Origin of the sequence: Vibrio splendidus (genome assembly GCF_024347615.1) — a bacterium.
GTDB classification, from domain to species: domain Bacteria; phylum Pseudomonadota; class Gammaproteobacteria; order Enterobacterales; family Vibrionaceae; genus Vibrio; species Vibrio splendidus.
This window is the reverse complement of sequence record NZ_AP025509.1, coordinates 253,540-274,966: the sequence shown is the minus strand read 5'-3', so window position 1 is coordinate 274,966 and position 21,427 is coordinate 253,540. Positions and strand designations below refer to the sequence as shown.

The following is a 21,427-nucleotide window of genomic DNA, read 5'->3' as shown; positions in this document are numbered from 1 at the left end:
GGGAGACCATGTAGCCTTGTTAAGGTGTTAGGCACGCAATACTGAATTCTCCGCATAACACCATAACCACTAAAACCACTAAAACCAACGCATAGTGAAAATGCCACGCGTTGCGAATCACGCTTGAACAGTTTGTTAGGAAGCATTCACCTCGCGATATTCATAAAGCTTACCATCCACCTGATCATACAAATCGCCACGTTTAATTAGCTGCTTAATCGCTTTTTGAACCATACTATTTGTCTCATTTAGATCTTGAGCTACTTGCTTATGTACTTCCTTTTCCCATGGCTGAGAGGGAAGTGCAGCCAAAACTTGTTTTAAGAACTCTTCAGTAATTTCTTTAGGCTGGGTTTGTGAGGGGTGAGACTGCGAAATCTTGAACTCTCCATCCCGATACTTGATAGATATGAGATTTGAACAATCACACTTTTCTCTTGCATATGCATTTTCATATATCGGCAATTCAAAATTATACGAAGAGCCACAATTAAAACACTCCACCTGCTCTTCATGGGTGTCTGGAACTATTACTTCAAAGTTCTTGTCACGTTCACTATATTTCGAAATTAGTATTGAGTTACAACTGATTTTATTACAGCGGATCTGTCTAAAGTTATCATTCCTAGTGTGTTGGTCATAACCAACAGTTGTTGAACAATTGGGGCACTTTCTTGTTACATGTTGTATTTTTTTCTTTTGATTTAAGACGATTCCTTGATCAGATAATAGTTCATCTAGGTCTTTACGTGCATTGATTACAGACTCAAAGGACTCCTCACCTTGCGCATCTAAAGCTTCTAAATTCTTTATACGTAATAACAAACCGTCTATTTGTTTTTGTTTCTCTATCTCTTCCTTTTCGCGATAGGTCTTAATTTCGCCATCAATAATACCACGCCAGTCGTTGACAGTAGTATCATTCACTGATTTTAACGTCTCAATTAAATGTGTTGCACTAGCAACACGTTCACGCATTACAATTACTTCATGTAGATCACTGTCAGCATAATCTTGATTGATTTGCTTCAACCAAATTGAAAGTCTATCTAGCTCGTTGGAAATATTGTTTACTTTTTCAGAGGCATTTACGACATAGGTTTTAATATTTTCTGTATGGAATTTCTTCGCGTCTTCCAAAGCACTCTGCTTACTACTTTCAGAATATATATCGGTGATTAACCAAGATATGGCCATAGATAGCAACGCAAGCGCTGAGCTAAAGAGTGTTACTTCACGATTCGTCAAACCATCTTGAGTCAGCGAGTAAAGAGTACCAACCAAACATACAGCAACCACAAATGATAAAATCTTTTTCAATCAACTTTCCTCTCTTCTCGATTACGTTTCCGAACGAATGACATGGATTCCCCCTACCGAGGATCTGCCACACTTATGTGGTACTTAAATGCATCGGAGGCACCATGTCTGATTATTCTTATTTCTGCGGTATCGACCTAGCTAAAAACCACTTTAGTCTTCATGCCGTAGACCAAAATGGTAAGGTCATACTTCATAAGTCGGTAACTCGCTCTAAACTACTGACTACAATAGCAAATATGCCACTCATGCGTATAGGCGTTGAAGCGTGTGGTGGTGCACATTATTGGGCAAGAACACTCAATAAACTCGGGCACGACGCCCGCATTATGGCTGTTAAATACGTAATTCCTTATCGAACTAAGGGAAAGAACGACCTTAATGATGCTGTTGCTATCTGCGAAGCTGTTCAGCGACCATCTACTCGCTTTGTGCCTGTAAAATCCCCCGAGCAACAAGCCATCTTATCGGTACATAGAATGAGAGAGCATTGGGTTCGTGAGCGCACCGCGCTTATGAATCGCATGCGTGCCCTACTTTCTGAGTTCGGGTTAACCATTCCTGTTGGCCGCTCTTCATTAATGAAACAGGTTCCCTTAATGCTGGAAGACGCAGAAAATGAACTACCACACCTCGCGAGAACAGTGATTGCCGATGCTTATCGCCACCTTGGTGAATTGAATCAACGTATCGCCGATACTGAACAAGTCTTCGATTCTTTTGCTAAGGTCAGCACTAATGTTCAACGAGTGATGAAAGTTCGGGGCATTGGACCGCAAACCGCTACTGCGATACTTGCTTCGATAGGTAACGGCTCTCAATTTGATAAAAGCCGTGATTTCTCTGCTTGGCTAGGACTCGTACCAAAACAATATTCGACGGGAGGAAAGCCACGCTTAGGTCGGATAACCAAACATGGCGATAAATACTTACGAACACTATTAGTTCATGGCGCAAGGACCGTAATTGCCAACCTTGGCGACAAGCAAGATAAGTTAAGTCAGTGGTGTCGAGGCGTTCTAGAACGAAGAGGAATGAACCGAGCGATAGTGGCACTTGCCGCGAAGAACGCACGAATTATATGGTCGCTTTTACACAATCAAACAGAATACGAAAACTATGCTGCTTAAGTAAAAAACTAAGCAGCATAAAGAGTTAAACCCACCGGGTCATTGCAGACGCTAATGATGGAGATAGGTTAAGACCACTTGCGGAGAGCCTGTTAATGCGGCGGACACACTAGATGTCATCTAACGAATAAGGCACCGCAGTCGCGCAAGTCATCAGGGCCACGACGTATGCGAATCGTCGATAAGTAGGCCGAATGTAGAGCGGCAGTCCAAAACCCATCAACATAAGTTTAGCGGATGTTTGACAACCGGGGGAATCCATGTAGCCGCATTAAGGTGTGAGCAGCGCTTGGCTATACTTGAGCGAAGCGAAAGCGCGAAGCGCGAAGCGAAAGCGCGAAGCGCGAAGCGAAAGCGAAAGCGCGAAGCGCGAAGCGCGAAGCGAAAGCGCGAAGCGCGAAGCGAAAGCGAAAGCGCGAAGCGCGAAGCGAAAGCGCGAAGCGCGAAGCGAAAGCGAAAGCGCCAAGCGTTGCGAATCACTCTTAAATGCTTGTTATGAGTCTGACTCGTTCAAATCACGAAGGTTGCTACGACACTTCTCAACAACCTCTGACAATTCTTCATCATTTCTGTTTTGGTAAGATGTAATAATCTCTTTATATTGATCTTTTGCGGATGCGTAGTATCCCGAATTTTCGTTAATTATAGCTTTCAACATCCTTGCTTGAGCTACTATTCGAACAATTCTAATATCTGTATAATTTAGGAACTCCGAGATTAAGTCATTCAAATGTCGCAAAACTTCAGGTGTGTATGACTTTCGATTCATTGAGTATTTGTTCATTGAAATCTTAAACAAGATATTCGCACGATTGAACGCAGAGATAGTTTGAGATGAATTATTAATGACTCTTAACAGCTCCACATTATACTCGTCAGCTAAATCAGGCCTGCCTATAGCATTGTAGGCATATGATACTATCTGAAGCAGCTCGATTTTATCTCTAATGGTTACGGTTCCATCTAGGATAAACTTTGCTTTCAAAATTGCTTCTGCAAAATCTTGTTGTTGATAAAACTTGATGACTTCATTAACCCTTTCACTTACAGGGTCAGTAAATTCGTCCTTGAGATTATATTCACTAGCTTTACGCCCTTCATTATGGTCTTGCTGATAATACAATAAGTACCTTTCAGCTTCATCTCTCATTTTCTTAATTTCTTCAATGTAACTTTCAGAGCCATCTTTTAAAATTCTGGGAGCGTTAAATTCAATCCAGTGGTCAACTTGTTCTGTACATAGCCGAACAACATCATCCGCTTTTTTATTGTTTAAATACCCTATATAGATGGTTATCAAAGTAATTAGAACTCCCCAACCAGTCCCCAAGAGTCCAAAAATTACACCCCAATTAGCGATACTTTCATCCGAAGAGTCGATTCGACTAAATAAATTCTCTTTAATTACTGAAAGTTCTGTTGTTGACCCATTTTCGTAAATTTGGCTTTCTAAATCATCGAGCATGAGCTCAAGCCTAATTACTTTTCTTGCCAGTTCAGAGTCTACCCCTGATTTAATCACTAAATTTCCATTATTTAATTTAAGTCGTTCAACGTCACTTTTTATAAGCTGTACTTCATTGAAAAGTGCTGTACTGTGATTAATGTATGAGCGTTCAGCCTCGGTAGCTAAAACTCCCGTCGAAATCAGCGAAAGTATGAAAAAGTAAAACCTAAACATCACCTAAAAATAGCTCCGTACGAATTTAATTAAAAACCATCATATCAGCATGATAGTTTAATAACGATGTTGAATATAAAACCAAGACTCATAACGCCCTGTTGAGGTGTGAGCAACGCAATACCGATGCCGCAGCAGACCACCTTAATCACTTAAACCAACGCATACTAAAAATGCCACGCGTTGCGAATCACTCTTAAACAGCTTGTTATGACTTAGGACTTGATAGGTACTCTGAAGCAACCCAGCCTTTTACACCATTGCCTTCTACTAATGCCCAACTACTATTAGTTTTCAAGACCACAACCTCATCACCAGCTACTAATTGGTTAATAACCTTTGAGTTTAGGGTTGCCTCTGCACGCACACGTAAACTTTTAGCCTCTACCGTACTCACAGATACAGCAGGTTCCGAGGGGGAACTAAAAAAATTCACCGCAAAGAAGAATGTAACAATAACGGCTAACACCTTACCGAAGAAGAAACCTCCATTTTCGGTTTGTGAGTTGCTCTCCTTAAAACTGTTATTCTCGGATAAATTCTGACTATATGAAAGCCCAGAGCCTGGAATTCCGACTGTTGCTTTCACACCCTTTTTACCAATATTTACGGTAGCACCGGGCTTGCCGATAGAGGTACTAATACCACTTTTGCTAAGATTGACATGAAGTCCTGGTGCAATTTTTATACGTTTACGAAATTTAAATCCCATGATTTTCCTAGACTGCCTAACCAGAAATATTGTGTGAGTCATAACGCCTGCATAACACGTTTGCTACCATGCAGATTAAGCTCAAATTTACCACTTAACACGGTAAACTTAAAGAAACCGACAATGCCGAATGTAGCAAATCGTGTTGATGCGATTGTTATACATAATCGCATTCGATCAATTTAACCACATGCTCGATTTTTGTAACAAAAGCTACTGAATGTTTACTCCAATATTCAATAAACACTCCAGCTAAGATTTGATTATCTACATTTTCAATATCAGGTACAAACCAATACGGACCGCCACTACAACCTCTAGGATTCGGTATTTTTTGACCATTAACTTTACCTAACCATTTAACTGCATAATGATAATCTGGACTTTTACCTAAAGACTCAAAATCGCAACAGTCATCGAACATAAATGAATACGTCCACAAAGCACTACTATAATCATTAGTCACTCGATTAAATCGACTTGTAGTCTTATTTTTTGATACTGGAAACCCTTGTAATATTTGCATATCTACAGTGAGAAACTTTTTATCTAACATACTAGAATATATAGGAATTGCTTGCTGTAAACAGCGTGAATATAATCCATGATCTTTACTGATAGGCAAAACCGCTATATCAAAATGATTATCTGCGATACCTTTTTCAGTAGATATTGTTCTTTTTAACCCTATAAGTTCCAATGAAAAAATAGCGCCACCTAAGGCTATTTTTAATAAAGATCCAGCATCATTGAGTTCATCCATAACATGCGAAGCTGTTACAAAATAAATACAATCAATATAATTAATAAAAAAGCCTGTACCTACTATTTCTGGTCTTTTCGATTGATCGACTATAAAAATCGGTATCGCATACTTATCAATTTTTTCACCGACTACTTGAAGTACTTTCCCATATTCTTCGTGACTATATTCCACCAAATAACCTCTTATGTATAACAGCTATATTAGACAGAATAATTCTGCATTTTGTCGCTGAAACAATTCTGTCTAGTAATCTAAACCGTTCAGGCTCTGTCTAATAACTCATTTAATAACAGAACCTTACCTGCTTACGCCTATATTAAACATGACGAAAAGCAGAAAAATTCCATATAGTCTCTGCAAAATGTAGAAAGTGAACCAATGTGTGATTTAGTCGTCATCTTGCTCGTTGATTTCTTCGCCACAACCTAGGCATTTGGGTTCAATATCTGTAGGGAGCATGATGATTAAGCCGCAGTGTGGGCAGAGGTCGCCTTGGTTATACATGGTCACTCCTAAGCAGCGCTGAATTCGCCAGCGTATGATACAAGACCGGTTTTCTTGCGTTGGCTAACTTAGACATCAACTTACCTCTACCTGAAAATTACAGAACGACATACCAGCTAGTGAGATGATATGTGAAACTTGTCGTTTAATCAATCAGTGTCGCATACTTAAAAATAAAAACGCCGACGTAATTGTCGGCGCTTAACTTTGGGTATTAATAGGTTAGAGGTAGTCGGCTACTTTGCCATGGTACTCAAAAACTCGGCTTCGAACTCTTCATCGGCTTCTCGAGTTAGGCACTCCACCAGCCAGTCGATGCTTTGATGGTCGAGCTTACTGTTCACCACGAAGGCTTGCTTTACACCGGACTGACCCAGCTTGGCTGAACCATAGTTCTTGAATGATTTATTGCCGTGGTAATGGAGTGATTTGATCGCCTCCGCGTTAGGTTCTGGTAATGCATCGAGGGTGTTGGCAAGCTGAATCACCAGCTCCATTGGGTTCTTGGATGATGAGATGCGATACAGAAAACCGCCCTCTACTCTTTGGCGTACCCAGTAATCAAAACCGCTGCAATCCATCACCTTGTCACTGACCAGTGCGGCTTCACTGCGATAGCCACACAGCTCTACCACAACAGGTGTGTGTTTGAATTCTGGCTGACCAGATGCAGCATCGGTATGAGGCAAGATCAAGTCACACGGTTTACTGTCTTTGGCGGTGGGTGCGTTCCAGTGGATAGGCATGAAGACTTGTTCGCGGCGCATCTCTTTGGTCACCACTAAGCGCGCTTGGCACTCGCCTTGTGCGCTGCGCACTTTCACCACTGGATTAATAGTCGTGCGGTTGAACGAATCTAGCCCGAACTCATCCAAGTTCAGTTCTGAAACCGTATCTGGGTGCATGGCAACAAACGGTTCTGGGGTGTGTTCACCCAAGCCTGCGGCCAAGCCCGTTCGGCTCATGGTGTGCCATTGGTCTCGGATTCGACCTGTGTTCATGATAAGCGGGAATTCCAGGCTGGTATCGGCAATCGGTTTATCGTGCTCAACTGCAATAAACTGTGCTTTACCCGATTCTGTAAAGAACTCGCCATTGGTGAACATGCGCTGCTCAATGATCTCTGGTTGATACTCTAATACTGGCCATTGCTGTGGAGTGAGTTCGCCATAGCCTTTCTCATCCAGTTGCGTGAGTCCAATTAAGCATAAGTCACGGGCTTTGCCTGTTTCATTGCCGAGCGCTGTCATCTCGCAATATTCTTTGAAGATCTCACCTTCGTGGCGGAACTCGAATTGCTCTTTGAATCCCATTTTTTGTGCGACTTCTTTTAATATCCACCAATCGGGTTTGGCTTCCCCTGGGCTTGGCAACACGCGGCGTTGACGTGAGATTCGGCGCTCCGAGTTGGTCACAGTACCCGACTTCTCACTCCACCCTTGCGCGGGCAACACCACATCAGCCAAGCGAGTGGTCTCAGTATCGGCAATACAATCAGACACCACCACAAATGGGCACTTCTCTAATGCCGCTTTAATTTTCTCACTGTCAGGTAGGCTCACGACTGGGTTAGTTGCCATGATCCACACCGCTTTGATTTTGCCTTCATTCATGGCATCAAACAGGTCAATCGCTTTTAAACCCGCATGTGTGGCTAAGCTGTCGGTTTGCCAGAACTCGCTGACGGTTTGGTGTGATTGCGGATCACCAAATTCAAAGTGCGCTGCTAAAGTATTGGCTAAACCGCCCACCTCTCGCCCGCCCATTGCGTTCGGCTGACCCGTTACAGAGAATGGCCCCATGCCCGGCTTACCGATTTTTCCGGTGGCTAAATGGCAGTTAATAATGGCATTCACCTTGTCACACCCTTGTGTCGATTGGTTCACACCTTGGGAGTAAATGGTCAGCACCTTCTCATTCGATGCAAACAAACTGTAGAACTGTTTCAGCTGCTGCTCTGTTAACCCTGTGAGCTCAGGAACACTTTTATCGCCCCAGCCTGACTCGGTATAACGGTAATGAGTTGCGGATCGAATGGCTTCCGTAAAACCTTGGGTGTGGTGTTCAATGTAGTCAGCATCTAGCTGGTCGTTGTCATCTAAGTAGGCTAACAAACCATTGAACAGTGCGACATCTGAACCGGATTCCAATGCCAAGTGGATATCTGCAATTTCACAAGTGTCGGTATAACGAGGGTCGATGACGATCACTTTTAATGCGGGGTTGGCTTGTTTGGCGGCTCTTAACCTTTGGAATAGCACAGGGTGACACCAAGCGAGGTTTGAGCCTGTAATCACGACGAGATCGGCTTGCTCGAGATCTTCATAACAGACAGGAACTGTGTCTGCACCAAATGCACGCTTATGCCCGACCACGGTTGAAGCCATACACAGCCTAGAGTTACTGTCGATGTTGCCACTGCCGATGAAGCCTTTCATCAGTTTATTGGCAACGTAATAGTCTTCGGTAAGCAGCTGACCAGAAACATAGAACGCAACCGAATCGGCCCCAAATTCTTCGATCGTTTGATTGAATTTGTCTGCAACCAACTGAGTGGCACTGTTCCAATCCAGCTCTTGTTTTTGCTCATTCTGAATATGAGCAGGCTGTGTTAGGCGTCCTAAAGGCGTGACAGTATCACCAAGCGCACCCCCTTTAGTACATAGCTTTCCATAGTTTGATGGATGATCTTTATCACCACGCACTTCTAGTTTCCCTAGCGATGTCGGTCTCGCTTCTATTCCACACCCTACACCACAATAAGCACAGGTTGATTTTATCCAGCCGCTGTTTGAATCGGTCATCCGTTTCTCGCTCAATTATCCATAATTGTAATAACTCAAACCAAGCAAATAGCACGCCACTTAATACCAGTCGACCGAATTGAAATATTATCGTTTAAAAACAACAACTTAATGAAATAAAAAATATCAACGCTGAACAAAATCGAACTTAGCCAAGATAGAAACTTAACTTTTGCACCATCTTGCAGAAAGTTGCACCACAAATGCTCATTTATATAAATCTAACAAAAATTTTACATACCACTTTAGGGGTAATTACGTGCCACCTCAAATTTTTAAATATTTGAAATATATAGATTAAATTTTATTTAAATGAACAACTCGCAATCTGGCACCCTCCTTGCTCCACTAGAAACCAAGACTTAGAAAAAACATTTTTGTTTTTCTTGATGATTATGAATTGAGTGGAATCTCAACCCGGTATTCATCTGCTAACGACTAGAAATTAGATGCTAGTGATGGTGACGCCGAGAATAAGGAATGGATTATGAGCAAGAAGAAAATCGTCGTTGTTGGTAACGGCATGGTTGGACACAAATTTATCGACAACATCCTGCAATCAGAGAGTGATGAGTTTGATGTTATTACTTTCAGTGAAGAGCCAAGGTTGGCATACGACCGTGTTCAGTTGACCGCTTACTTCAAGCGCGGAAATGCTGATGATTTGGCATTAACCAGCGAAGAGTATTACCAAAGCAATGGCGTCAATTACCTTCTCAACGCGAAAGTCGCTCAACTAGATACTGAAAATAAGTGCGTTGTGACTGAATCGGGACATACCGAGAGTTATGACACCTTGATTCTGGCGACCGGTTCATTCCCTTTTGTTCCCCCTATTCCCGGTAACGACCAAGAACACTGCCACGTTTATCGCACCATCGAAGATCTAGACGCCATTGAACTATCTAGCAAAGGCAGCAAATCTGGTGTAGTGATTGGCGGTGGTCTGCTTGGCTTAGAAGCCGCAAACGCAGTCAAAAACCTTAGCTTGGAAACCCATGTGGTTGAATTTGCACCTCGCCTGATGGCCGTTCAATTAGATGACGGTGGCGGTGCCCTACTGCGCAGAAAGATTGAAGACCTTGGGGTGCAAGTTCACACCGAGAAGGCCACCTCTGAGATAGTCGCAGGTGAGAACGCTCGCTACAGAATGAACTTTGCAGACGGCACCCACCTTGAAACCGATATGATCGTGTTCTCTGCAGGTATTCGCCCTCAAGATGCTCTAGCTCGCAGCTCTGATATTGCCATTGGTGAACGTGGCGGCATCGTGATTAACGATCACTGCCAAACCAACATCGACAACGTGTATGCGATTGGTGAATGTGCGCTTTGGGACAACAAGATCTTCGGCTTAGTCGCCCCCGGTTACTCCATGGCGAAAGTCGCGGCTTCGCATATTGTCTCCGGCGGCACTGACGATGCTGCATTTACTGGTGCCGACATGAGCACCAAGCTCAAACTACTTGGCGTCGATGTGGCCAGTATTGGTGAAGTACATGGCAAGACGGAAGGCGCTCAGTCGTATACCTATAACGATGAAATTGAACAAGTTTATAAGCGCCTGATCATCTCGGCAGACGGTACAAAGATTGTCGGTGCAGTATTGGTCGGTGATGCAGAGGCTTACGGTTCGCTACTGCAAATAAAGCAAAATGACATGCCTCTTCCTGAAAACCCATCAGTGCTGATTTTACCTAACGTGGCCGATGACTCAGGTTCGGCAATGGGTGTTGAAGCTCTGCCCGATAGCGCAGTGATTTGTTCGTGTTTTGATGTGACCAAAGGTGACATTAAAGACGCGGTTTCTGCTGGCTGCACCACGATGGCTGCATTGAAAGAAACCACTAATGCTTCAACAGGTTGTGGCGGTTGTTCTGCCCTTGCTAAACAGGTTCTCGATAGCGAGCTAAGTAACCTAGGTGTGGAAGTCTCTAACGATATCTGTGAGCACTTTGCGTATTCTCGCCAAGAGCTTACCGACATTATCCGCGTCAACAAAATCAAGACCTTCGATGAGCTGTTAGATTCTCACGGAAACGGATTGGGCTGTACCGTGTGTAAACCGGCTGTCGGTTCGATTCTGGCTTCCTACTGGAACGATTACATCCTCGAAGATCAACACATCGAACTGCAAGACACCAACGACATCTACCTTGGCAACATGCAAAAAGACGGCACCTACTCTGTGGTTCCGCGTATTGCAGGCGGTGAAATCACTCCAGATAAATTGATCGTGCTTGGCGAAGTCGCTAAAGAGTTCGACCTGTACACCAAGATCACTGGTGGTCAGCGTGTCGACTTGTTTGGCGCGCAACTTAACGAACTGCCAATCATCTGGAAAAAGCTGATTGATGCGGGTTTTGAAACGGGCCATGCCTACGGTAAATCGGTACGTACCGTGAAATCGTGTGTCGGTAGCACATGGTGCCGATACGGCGTCGACGACAGTGTTGGCTTAGCGATTCGACTAGAAAACCGCTACAAAGGCTTACGCTCACCACACAAGATCAAGTTTGCGGTTTCTGGCTGTACGCGCGAATGTGCAGAAGCCCAATCAAAAGACTTTGGCATTATCGCCACCGACAAAGGTTGGAACCTCTACATCTGTGGTAACGGTGGTATGCGCCCTCGCCATGGTGACCTTTTCGCTACCGACCTTGATGAAACCACCCTGCTGCAATACATCGACCGTATTTTGATGTTCTACACACGTACCGCGGATCGCCTACAGCGTACATCGGTATGGATGGAAAACCTTGAAGGCGGCATTGAATACCTCAAGCAAGTCGTGATTGAAGACAAGCTCAATGTTGCTGAAGAACTTGAAGCCGATATCGCTCTCAACATCGAAAAATACCAGTGTGAATGGAAAACCACCATCGAAAACCCTGAAAAAATGAAGCGTTTCCAGCACTACATCAACAGCGAAGAAATGGACACTAGCCTGTCATTCATCAAAGAACGAGAGCAGCGTTTTCCTAAGCCGAGCTTGAGCTCTTCTTCAGATTCACAACGAGATGAAATGCTAACCAAGGCCGACCAAATCGAAGTCACGGAAGTTTCGTAAGCCTAATGGATGGTGAGTAAATAAGTAACAACTAAACCCAATATCGATAGTCGACAGCGGCGCAGCCCAAGAAAACTGCTGTCGGCTATCACCCTAATTAAATTGATTATTAGTTTTATGTTTTGACTAGGAGAAAGTCATGGAAAATTGGACAACCGTATGCAACACCCGGGACCTAACCCCAAACGGTGGTATTTGCGCCAAAGTAGACGATAACCAAGTGGCTATTTTTTACTGTAAGCGCAGTGACACGCTTTATGGGCTCTCTAATTACGATCCTGTTGGCAAGGCGAATGTGATGTCACGTGGTATCATTGGTTCATTAAGCGGTGAGCCTTACGTAGCCTCACCCTTATACAAGCAGCATTACCACTTAGAAACTGGCGCGTGCCTTGAACAACCCGATCTCAAGCTCGTAAAATTTGAAGTTCGCAAGCAAGGAGAACAGGTTCAGGTTCTCGCACCGCTTGCTATCGCCAGTTAACTAAACGCCGACATCATCATGTAAACGCTTTATCAGCGTGAGCAATTTCGGCACAGGGTTTAGCCACATGAATGCGTTCGAATTTCGGAAGTAACGCACGAGCTAAAGCCGGGTAATTTTCCAGATTTAAAGGATTTAAACCATGGATAACACAAAATTTTCGCTGCTTTCATTTACGGGTAAGATGAAAACCTTACACCTAAGTTGGATGGCCTTTTTTATCACCTTTGTTGTGTGGTTCAACTTTGCCCCACTACTGCAAATGGTAAAAACGTCGCTTGGTCTTTCTACTGAAGAGATCAAAACACTGCTTATTCTCAACGTCGCATTGACCATTCCGGCGCGTGTCGCCATTGGTATGTTAACCGACAGATACGGCCCAAGATTGGTCTACTCTTCGCTACTCGCTGTCTGTTCAATCCCTTGTTTTATGTTTGCCATGGCAGACTCTTTCATTCAAGCGGCAATTGCTCGTTTCCTACTTGGCTTCATTGGCGCTGGCTTCGTTGTCGGTATTCGCCTTGTGTCTGAGTGGTTCCCACACAATGAATTGGGTACTGCAGAAGGTATTTACGGCGGTTGGGGTAACTTCGGTTCAGCAGCGGCAGCATTCACACTTCCAACTCTGGCTTTAGCGTTTGGTGGTGAAGACGGCTGGCGTTATGCGGTTGGTATTACTGGCCTTATGAGCTTAGCGTTCTCGTTTGTGTTCTACAAAAACGTAACGGATACACCAAAAGGTTCTACTTACTTCAAACCAGCTCAAGTAACGGCAATGGAAGTGACATCAAAGGGTGACTTTTTCTTCCTACTTATTATGAAGATCCCAATGTATGCCGCTTTAGCGCTACTGACTTGGAAGCTATCACCAAGCAACATCAATATGCTTTCTGACATGGCGGTTAACTCGGTTTACGCAGGTTTGGCTGCGCTTTACGTGTACGAAGTATCGCAAGTTTGGAAAGTAAACAAGAACGTATTTAAAGAAGAAGTACCAGAGATTCACCAGTACAAATTCAAGCAAGTTGCGGTACTTAACGTATTGTACTTCGCGACATTTGGTTCTGAACTGGCTGTTGTTTCTATGCTGCCACTGTTCTTCTCTGACACCTTTGAATTAACACCAGTTCTTGCAGGTATGGTTGCATCGGCTTATGCCTTTATGAACCTAATGTCTCGCCCAGGTGGTGGTTGGATTTCAGACAAATTCGGTCGTAAACCAACACTGCTTATTCTAACGATTGGTCTTGCTGTGGGTTACTTCGCAATGGGTCAAGTCGACAGCACATGGCCTGTATGGCTAGCGGTTGTCGCGGCGATGGCGTGTTCTTTCTTCGTACAAGCGGGTGAAGGTGCAGTATTCGCAACAGTTCCTCTAATCAAGCGTCGTATGACAGGTCAGATTGCAGGTATGACCGGAGCTTACGGTAACGTGGGTGCGGTAGTTTACCTAACTGTGTTGTCATTCGTGAGCTACCAAACCTTCTTCTTAGTGATTGCTGCAACAGCGGTACTTGGCTTTGTAACTCTACTGTTCATGGAAGAGCCTAACGGTCAAATCGCCGAAGTAAACGACGACGGCAGTGTCACGCTGATTAATGTTTCAAATTAGTCTCTGTACTAAGAAGCATAGATATTATTGAATCGGGAGAGGCACCTTAGCGGATATATCAACGCTTTGGTGCTTCGTTCAGAGGCTCTACGTTCACTAGAGCTTTTGTTCTTCCTAGGATGTTCTGTCAAGGAAGCGGGAAGAAGAACAGTTAAAAGAAGACCAGTTATGACAATTTCATTCAGCCAAGGGCAAGTCGTCACGCCGGAATCAAACAACCAATTAACGCTTAAGTTTGGCGGTTATTCGAGTAAAGGCATACGTGATGAAAACCAAGACGCCATCATTGTAAAGCACCCCAAAACTCGTACTGAGCAAGAGTTGAAAGGCAGTGTCGTCTGCATAGCAGACGGGGCAAGTTGCAGTGAACACGGCCAGAAAGCCAGTCACACCAGCGTGATGCAATTTATCGACGACTATTACGCCACTCCAAATAGCTGGAGTATTCAGCGTTCAGCACAGAAAGTCTTAACCTCACTCAATTCTTGGCTCTTCAACACGTCTGTTTCTAACATTCATCCTGCACAACAAGTGAACCACAACGCCCTCGTTTCGACGTTCAGCAGCGTGATACTCAAATCGAACACCGCACATATATTCCACGTTGGCGACAGTCGCATTTACTTACTAAGAGATGGAGAATTACGCCAGCTTACCCGCGACCACACCCGTAAAAATATGGGGCAGAAGCATTATCTTACACGCGCCTTAGGCATGGACAACCAACTCAACGTTGACTATCAAACCCTACCCATCAAGAAAAACGACTGCTTTATCCTCACTTCGGATGGTGTGCATGAATTTGTCTCGCCCAACACCTTCAATGAACACATCGATAAGCCTGGAGCGGATTTTGAATACGCAGCACAAACCATCTGTAACACTGCTTTAAGCCACAATAGCTCAGACAACGTGAGTTGTTTGATTGTGCAAGTCAGCCATCTACCTAAACCTTCGCTGATTGAGTTCCATGAAAAGCTGGCTAAACGTGCCATCCCACCCGCGTTAAAGCTCGGGCAAAGTATCGACAACTTTATGGTGCTTGAGGTGTTGTATGCAGGCTCTAGAAGCCATGTGTATCGTGTGATGCAGAAAGAGACACAAACCGAGTTCGTGCTGAAAGTCCCTTCCGTCCAATATCATGATAGCCCTTCACAACTGAGAGCTTTCTTTAATGAACAATGGGCGGGCATCTTGCTAAACAATAAGAAAGTAATGAAGGTCTACCCTACGCCAGAGAACTCGCAATTCTTATATCAAATCTGCGAATGGGTAGAAGGCATCACGCTAAGACAATGGATGTACGACAATCCAAAACCGTCACTCAATGAAGTACGCGACATACTAGAAAAAATCACACAAGGTATTCGAGTATTACAACGCGCAGACATGGTGCACCGAGACTTAAAGCCCGAGAACATTATGCTTCAACATGATGGTGAGATAAAAATCATCGACCTTGGCGCTGTATTAGTCAGAGGACTTGAAGAGGGAGAGCTCGCAGACAAAGACGACACTCCATTAGGTGCGGTCAATTACATTGCACCCGAGACCATCAAACATAACAGCGCGACCACCAGCTCAGATCTGTTCTCTATCGCTGTGATCGGCTATGAGATGCTAACTGGTGAATTGCCCTACTCTGAAATGACTGCACAGTCGCTTAAGCAATCTCGTCATCATCAGTGGGAATACCAACCCATCACTCAGAAACGAGCGGACTTACCCAGTTGGGTAGATTTGGTGTTACAAAAAGCCTGCGCGGAATCACCAAGCGAACGTCATCAAGTGTTGGGAGATTTTGTGGCAGACCTTTACACACCAAACCAAAGCTTGGTGAAAAGCAAAGCCAAGCAACCTTTGATAAACCGAAACCCGATCCAGTTTTGGAAGGTGTTGGCTTTGTTGCTCGGCATTGTTGCCATTGTAGAGTTGGGCTTATTACTTAGTTCGAGTTAACTACGGGTTCGAGTTAATTACAGGTTCGAGTTAATTCCAAGTTCAAGCTAAGTGTCCAAGTCTAACCTAGCTTGTATAAACTAACTGGAATTAGCCTCGTTTCACTAAGCTTCTTGGCACGAGTTCAATGCCAGCTTGGTAACGCTTAGCGGATGCATTTAACGCCAAAGCAAAAGCACTATCGGCAATTACTTCAAACTGCTGTGGCAGTGAATGGACTTTAAAAGGCAAGAAGTCGAGCAGTCGGTTATCACCAAAGGTCGCCAGTTTTACTTGATTGATCAGCTCTGGCTTTTCAACCATCACATCCAACACACCCTCTAACAAGGTGTAAGACATAGTCACAATCGCATCAGGAATTGTGCCTTTTGCAATCCACTCTTCAAAAACCTCACGTCCAGATTCTCTATCAAAGTGCTCGCCATAACCCACAACCATCGGCTTATTTTCTGTTAGCCCTGTTTGTTGAGTATGCGCTTTGTTCGCCGCTTCAAAACCCAACTGACGTTCACGCGAAATGTTCAGATCAGGTAACGCGCCGATTAAACCAACACTGTGAATGCTGTCATCGAGAATCGAATGCGTCAGTTCAAACGCGGCTTCGAAATCTTCACTGATCACGCAGGCAAAGTGCTCATCGTCTAACGGACGGTCAATCGCGATTACGGGTGTGCCTGAGTTTTGCAGCTTCAAGTAGAACTCGTTGGCGTCTGGCATTGAGCTCGCTACTAGCAAGGCATCGATACGACGGCTAACAAGCGCTTCCGCAACTTTACGTTCGGTTTCAGCGTCATCATCTGAGCAACCAATCAAAATCTGGTAGCCCACTTTACGTGAGTTCTGCTCTATCAATTTTGCTAAACGCGCGTAACTGCTGTTTTCCAGATCAGGAATAATCAAACCAAATGAACGGCTATTACCAGCACGCAGCGACGAAGCAGCATGGTCTGGTCGGTAGTTATACTCTTCCACCACCGCCATGACTTTCTGCTGCGTCTTTTCACTGATTCTGTATTTCTGCGCCTTGCCGTTGATGACATAACTGGCCGTGGTTTTCGATACTCCAGCCAATTTAGCAATTTCATCAAGTGTCATATGGGTGACCTGTATTTTGTGCGTAGGATCATATAACCAATGATCTGATCCTCGGATTAGTTGAATTATATGCTGAATCGATTCAGTATAAAAGCTGAAAGGATTCAGCAAAATCTGAAAAGTGACTTCAATCATCCTTTTGAATGGATTGAGCGTCATTTGTTGTGATTCAACTTCTCGTTATTAACGAAACTGAAATTACGACACGCAGCAAAACTATTCTGAAAACCAAAATCGGCTTTGCTGAATTTTTTTACACTGAATGCTGAACCGATTCAGCAAGCGTAAGACAAAGAGTTAAGCTCCATAAATCTTGCTCTAGACTGAATCGTAGCGATACACAAATTCTCAAGCGATACGCTAAAGAGGCACCATGCTTAAATTATCAAAATCTGACATCACTCTAGGCCAAACTGCCGAAGACAAATTCAAAGCTATCCAGAACATTGCTGGCGACCTGACCGCGAAAGGCTTAGTTGACTCTGGCTACGTTGAAGGAATGCTGAACCGTGAAAACCAGAACTCTACGTTCCTAGGTAACGGCATCGCGATTCCTCACGGAACCACTGACACGCGTGGCCTAGTAGAAGAGACAGGCGTTGCGGTACATCACTTCCCTGAAGGTATTGATTGGGCAGACGGCAACCGTGTTTACGTAGCAATTGGTATTGCGGCTAAATCTGACGAGCACTTAGGCATTCTTAAGCAGCTAACGAAAGTACTAGCGGCTGACGGTGTTGAAGAGAAATTAAAGCAAGCGAAATCAGAAGACGAAATCATCGCCCTACTTAACGGCGAAGTTCAACTAGAAGCCGACCTAGACGCTTCTTTAGTTCAGCTACTATTCCCTGCAAGCGACATGGTTCAAATGTCGGCAGTGGCAGGCGGCCTACTTAAGAACACAGGTTGTACAGACAACGCATTCGTTGCTGACCTAGTAACAAAAACACCGACTCACCTAGGCCAAGGCCTGTGGTTGTTGGGCAGCGATAAAGGCGTAACTCGCACTGGCGTATCTTTCGTTTCAACGGCAAACCATTGTGAGTACGAAGGCACACCAGTGAAAGCATTGGTCGCATTCGCTGCTTGTAACAGCGCACACCAATCTATTCTGGCAAACCTAAGCAAGATGGTTTTCGAAGGTAAACAGCAACAACTGTTGACTGCGGATGCAGCACAAGTGATTGGCTTTCTAAAAGGTGAAGCAGTTTCTACAGCGTCTCAAGACGATGACAACTGCGCAGTATTCAAAATCAAAAACGCACACGGCCTACACGCTCGTCCGGGTGCAATGCTAGTTGCTGAAGCGAAGAAGTTTGAATCAACGATCCGCGTTTCAAACCTAGATGGCGACGGAAAAGAAGTGAACGCGAAGAGCTTGATGAAAGTAATCGCGCTTGGCGTTAAACACGGCCACCAGCTTCAGTTTGTTGCTGAAGGTGAAGATGCAGCACAAGCACTTGAATCGATTGGTAAAGCTATCGCTTCAGGCCTTGGCGAAGGTTAAGGAATCGATATGTCTGATAAACAAATCAAAGCCGTTACCGTAACGCTTAACCCTGCTCTCGACCTAACAGGCGCTATCGACGCACTTAACGTGGGTTCAGTGAGCCTAGTAAACAAAGGCTCTCTGCATGCAGCGGGCAAAGGCGTAAACGTAGCAAAAGTTCTTTCAGAGCTTGGCGCGAAAGTGACCGTAACAGGTTTCCTTGGTCGCAATAACGAAGAAGCGTTCTGCCAACTGTTCGAACAGATGGGCGCAACTGACCGTTTCATTCGTGTTGATGGCGCGACTCGTATCAACGTAAAGCTGGTTGAGAACTCAGGCCAAGTAAGCGACATCAACTTCCCAGGTGTCCCTGTTGATGCTGACGCTATCAAAGCGTTTGAAGAAACCTTATTAGAGCTTGCTGAAACACACGATTACTTCGTCATTGCAGGCAGCTTGCCACAAGGTATCTCCCCTGAGCTTTGCGCTTCTTGGGTACAACGCTTGCGCGACCTAGGTAAAAAGGTGTTGTTCGACAGCAGCCGTGACGCACTAAAAGCCGGTATCAATGCACAACCTTGGTTGATTAAACCAAACGATGAAGAGCTGTCTCAGCTATTCAACGCAGAACTGACAACACGTGACCAATGCCAACACGCAGGCCAAGCCCTAAGTGAAAAAGGCATCGATAACATCGTGGTATCACTTGGCGCAGAAGGCGTGATGTGGCTAAACCAAGGTGAATGGCTACATGCTCAGCCACCGCGTATGCAAGTGGTAAGCACAGTAGGCGCAGGTGACACCTTAGTTGCTGGCCTGTGTTGGGGTCACATGCAACAGATGCCAAAACCAGAACTCATTAAATTCGCAACCGCCCTATCTGCTCTAGCAGTTTCACAGGTAGGCGTGGGCATCACCAGCCAACAAGAGCTGGATTCAGTACTACAAAATATCCAATTACAGTCGCTTAGTGCTCCAACTAGCCAGTTAGACACAAGCAAATAGGACAAAAGGTTTATTATGAATATTACCATTATCACAGCTTGCCCGAGTGGCGTAGCAAACAGCATCATCGCCGCAGGCTTGTTAGAGCAAGCGACAAAAGCACTGGGTTGGAACGCCGCTATTGAATGTCAATCAAGCGTGCTACCAGACTCAACCGTATCGCAAGACACTATCGACAGCAGCGACGTTGTGGTTATCGCAGCTAACACCAATGTTGATAAAGCGCGCTTTGTTGGCAAAAAGGTGTACCAAGCGGCTATCTCGGAATGCACTGCGGATGCAAAAGCATTTCTAGAGAAAGCGGTAGCAGAAGCAACAGTATTAGACGCATCTCAAGTTGAAAGCACTATTGAAGTGACTGGTACCTCTCCAAACTCTTCTACAACAAGCACAGGCAGCAAGAAGATCGTAGCGATTACGGCTTGCCCAACTGGCGTTGCACATACCTTTATGGCAGCTGAAGCGCTTGAAGCAGAAGGCAAACGCCTAGGTCACCAAATCAAAGTGGAAACTCGCGGCTCTGTAGGTGCTAAAAACCAACTGACAGACCAAGAAATCGCAGACGCTGATCTTGTTATCATCGCTGCCGACATCGACGTTCCTCTTGATCGTTTTAACGGCAAAGCGCTATACAAAACGACAACGGGTCCTGCGCTTAAGAAAACAAAGCAAGAGATGGAAAAAGCATTCGCAGAAGCTAAACCATACCAACATACTGCTTCTTCAAATTCAGCACCTGCTGACGAGAAGAAAGGCGTGTACAAGCACCTAATGACAGGTGTATCGCACATGCTTCCAGTGGTAGTTGCGGGTGGTTTGATTATCGCACTCTCTTTCGTGTTCGGTATCGAAGCGTTTAAAGAAGAAGGCACACTAGCAGCAGCACTGATGACTATCGGTGGTGGTTCTGCATTCGCTCTAATGATTCCTGTTCTTGCTGGTTTCATTGCATTCTCGATTGCTGACCGTCCGGGTCTGGCTCCAGGTCTAATCGGCGGTATGCTGGCTAGCTCAACGGGCGCAGGTTTCCTAGGTGGTATCGCAGCAGGTTTCATTGCCGGTTATGCAGCGAAATTCATTGCCGACAAGGTTCAACTTCCACAGTCCATGGAAGCCCTTAAGCCTATCCTGATCATTCCGTTTATCGCGAGTTTGTTCACTGGTCTTGTGATGGTTTACATCGTGGGTGGCCCTGTATCTGGCGTGATGAGCGCAATGACAACTTTCCTAAACAACATGGGAACGTCTAACGCGATTCTTCTGGGTGTGATTCTAGGCGCTATGATGTGTTTCGACCTTGGTGGCCCGGTAAACAAAGCGGCTTACACGTTTGGTGTTGGTCTACTGGCTTCGCAAACTTACGCACCAATGGCAGCAATCATGGCAGCAGGTATGGTTCCAGCTCTAGGTATGGGCCTTGCGACTTTCCTAGTGAAAGACAAGTTTGAAGCAGGCGAGCGTGAAGCAGGTAAAGCATCATTCGTTCTTGGCCTATGTTTCATCTCTGAAGGTGCAATCCCATTCGCAGCGAAAGATCCAATGCGTGTTATCCCAGCTTGTATGGCAGGTGGCGCACTAACTGGCGCTCTATCAATGATGTTTGGTGCTCAGCTAATGGCTCCACACGGCGGCTTGTTCGTACTACTGATTCCTGGCGCTATCTCTCCAGTTCTTATGTACCTAGTAGCGATTGCAGCAGGTACAGCAGTAACAGGCTTTGGTTACGCAGCTCTTAAAAAGATGAGCAGCGATAAAGTAGCAGCAGAGGCTTAATCCCCCTACTCTGTTTAGATGAC

At 44.9% G+C, this 21,427-nt stretch carries 14 protein-coding genes; 8 read left to right on the top strand and 6 right to left on the bottom strand.

The features are described 5' to 3' along the window. Positions 1-135: 135 nt before the first annotated feature. Complete coding sequence (locus tag OCU90_RS18610; protein WP_061025735.1) at positions 136-1,320, bottom strand: hypothetical protein; 1,185 nt, start codon at positions 1,318-1,320, stop codon at positions 136-138. 104 nt (positions 1,321-1,424) lie between these two features. Here OCU90_RS18610 and OCU90_RS18605 point away from each other — a divergent pair, with 104 nt between their 5' ends. Further along, the gene (locus OCU90_RS18605; RefSeq protein ID WP_061026117.1) at positions 1,425-2,450 is read left to right on the top strand and encodes an IS110-like element ISVisp6 family transposase; all 1,026 of its coding nucleotides are present in this window, start codon (positions 1,425-1,427) and stop codon (positions 2,448-2,450) included. A gap of 493 nt (positions 2,451-2,943) precedes the next feature. Here the strand turns inward: OCU90_RS18605 and OCU90_RS18600 are convergent, their stop codons facing one another. From OCU90_RS18600 to OCU90_RS18585, 4 genes are all read right to left on the bottom strand, one after another. Then, positions 2,944-4,134 carry a hypothetical protein gene (locus OCU90_RS18600; RefSeq protein WP_143700575.1) on the bottom strand — a complete coding sequence of 397 codons (1,191 nt, stop codon included), beginning with the start codon at positions 4,132-4,134 and terminating at the stop codon, positions 2,944-2,946. Positions 4,135-4,339: 205 nt separating this feature from the next. Next, positions 4,340-4,843, bottom strand: coding sequence for a DUF4236 domain-containing protein (locus tag OCU90_RS18595; RefSeq protein WP_061025998.1), 504 nt, complete (start codon positions 4,841-4,843; stop codon positions 4,340-4,342). A 157-nt stretch (positions 4,844-5,000) separates the two neighbouring features. Continuing rightward, positions 5,001-5,780: a hypothetical protein gene (locus tag OCU90_RS18590; RefSeq protein ID WP_061025995.1), complete on the bottom strand. Its 780-nt coding sequence runs from the start codon at positions 5,778-5,780 to the stop codon at positions 5,001-5,003. A gap of 569 nt (positions 5,781-6,349) precedes the next feature. Continuing rightward, on the bottom strand, positions 6,350-8,932 hold the full coding sequence (locus tag OCU90_RS18585; protein WP_061025993.1) for a molybdopterin oxidoreductase family protein: 2,583 nt from the start codon (positions 8,930-8,932) through the stop codon (positions 6,350-6,352). Positions 8,933-9,404: 472 nt separating this feature from the next. On the opposite strand from OCU90_RS18585, the gene nirB reads away from it, so the two are divergent. From nirB to OCU90_RS18565, 4 genes are all read left to right on the top strand, one after another. After that, on the top strand, positions 9,405-11,987 hold the full coding sequence (gene nirB / locus OCU90_RS18580) for a nitrite reductase large subunit NirB (RefSeq protein ID WP_061025991.1): 2,583 nt from the start codon (positions 9,405-9,407) through the stop codon (positions 11,985-11,987). Between the two features lie 139 nt (positions 11,988-12,126). Beyond that, entirely contained in the window at positions 12,127-12,471 is a 345-nt protein-coding gene (gene nirD, locus OCU90_RS18575) for a nitrite reductase small subunit NirD (RefSeq protein ID WP_004730303.1), read from the top strand. Positions 12,472-12,613: 142 nt separating this feature from the next. Continuing rightward, the gene (locus tag OCU90_RS18570; RefSeq protein ID WP_061025989.1) at positions 12,614-14,083 is read left to right on the top strand and encodes a NarK family nitrate/nitrite MFS transporter; all 1,470 of its coding nucleotides are present in this window, start codon (positions 12,614-12,616) and stop codon (positions 14,081-14,083) included. A gap of 168 nt (positions 14,084-14,251) precedes the next feature. Beyond that, entirely contained in the window at positions 14,252-16,042 is a 1,791-nt protein-coding gene (locus OCU90_RS18565; RefSeq protein ID WP_061025987.1) for a bifunctional protein-serine/threonine kinase/phosphatase, read from the top strand. Between the two features lie 90 nt (positions 16,043-16,132). On the opposite strand, the gene cra is transcribed toward OCU90_RS18565, so the two are convergent. Continuing rightward, positions 16,133-17,137 (bottom strand): catabolite repressor/activator, encoded by a 1,005-nt coding sequence (gene cra, locus OCU90_RS18560; RefSeq protein WP_061025985.1) that lies wholly within the window; start codon positions 17,135-17,137, stop codon positions 16,133-16,135. A gap of 373 nt (positions 17,138-17,510) precedes the next feature. On the opposite strand from cra, the gene fruB reads away from it, so the two are divergent. From fruB to fruA, 3 genes are read left to right on the top strand one after another with little or no spacing between them, the layout of a single operon-like run. After that, positions 17,511-18,644 (top strand): fused PTS fructose transporter subunit IIA/HPr protein, encoded by a 1,134-nt coding sequence (fruB, locus tag OCU90_RS18555; protein ID WP_061025984.1) that lies wholly within the window; start codon positions 17,511-17,513, stop codon positions 18,642-18,644. A 9-nt stretch (positions 18,645-18,653) separates the two neighbouring features. Beyond that, complete coding sequence (gene pfkB, locus OCU90_RS18550) at positions 18,654-19,631, top strand: 1-phosphofructokinase (RefSeq protein WP_061025981.1); 978 nt, start codon at positions 18,654-18,656, stop codon at positions 19,629-19,631. Positions 19,632-19,646: 15 nt separating this feature from the next. After that, the gene (gene fruA, locus OCU90_RS18545) at positions 19,647-21,404 is read left to right on the top strand and encodes a PTS fructose transporter subunit IIBC (protein WP_061025979.1); all 1,758 of its coding nucleotides are present in this window, start codon (positions 19,647-19,649) and stop codon (positions 21,402-21,404) included. The last annotated feature ends 23 nt before the right edge of the window (positions 21,405-21,427 follow it).

What these genes read in the sequence shown, in the direction of transcription:
- pfkB (WP_061025981.1), top strand. Translation starts at nt 18,654, where the DNA reads ATGTCTGATAAACAAATCAAAGCCGTTACCGTAACGCTTAACCCTGCT.
- fruA (WP_061025979.1), top strand. Translation starts at nt 19,647, where the DNA reads ATGAATATTACCATTATCACAGCTTGCCCGAGTGGCGTAGCAAACAGC.
- fruB (WP_061025984.1), top strand. Translation starts at nt 17,511, where the DNA reads ATGCTTAAATTATCAAAATCTGACATCACTCTAGGCCAAACTGCCGAA.
- OCU90_RS18570 (WP_061025989.1), top strand. Translation starts at nt 12,614, where the DNA reads ATGGATAACACAAAATTTTCGCTGCTTTCATTTACGGGTAAGATGAAA.
- OCU90_RS18565 (WP_061025987.1), top strand. Translation starts at nt 14,252, where the DNA reads ATGACAATTTCATTCAGCCAAGGGCAAGTCGTCACGCCGGAATCAAAC.
- OCU90_RS18595 (WP_061025998.1), bottom strand. Translation starts at nt 4,843, where the DNA reads ATGGGATTTAAATTTCGTAAACGTATAAAAATTGCACCAGGACTTCAT.
- OCU90_RS18605 (WP_061026117.1), top strand. Translation starts at nt 1,425, where the DNA reads ATGTCTGATTATTCTTATTTCTGCGGTATCGACCTAGCTAAAAACCAC.
- nirD (WP_004730303.1), top strand. Translation starts at nt 12,127, where the DNA reads ATGGAAAATTGGACAACCGTATGCAACACCCGGGACCTAACCCCAAAC.
- cra (WP_061025985.1), bottom strand. Translation starts at nt 17,137, where the DNA reads ATGACACTTGATGAAATTGCTAAATTGGCTGGAGTATCGAAAACCACG.
- nirB (WP_061025991.1), top strand. Translation starts at nt 9,405, where the DNA reads ATGAGCAAGAAGAAAATCGTCGTTGTTGGTAACGGCATGGTTGGACAC.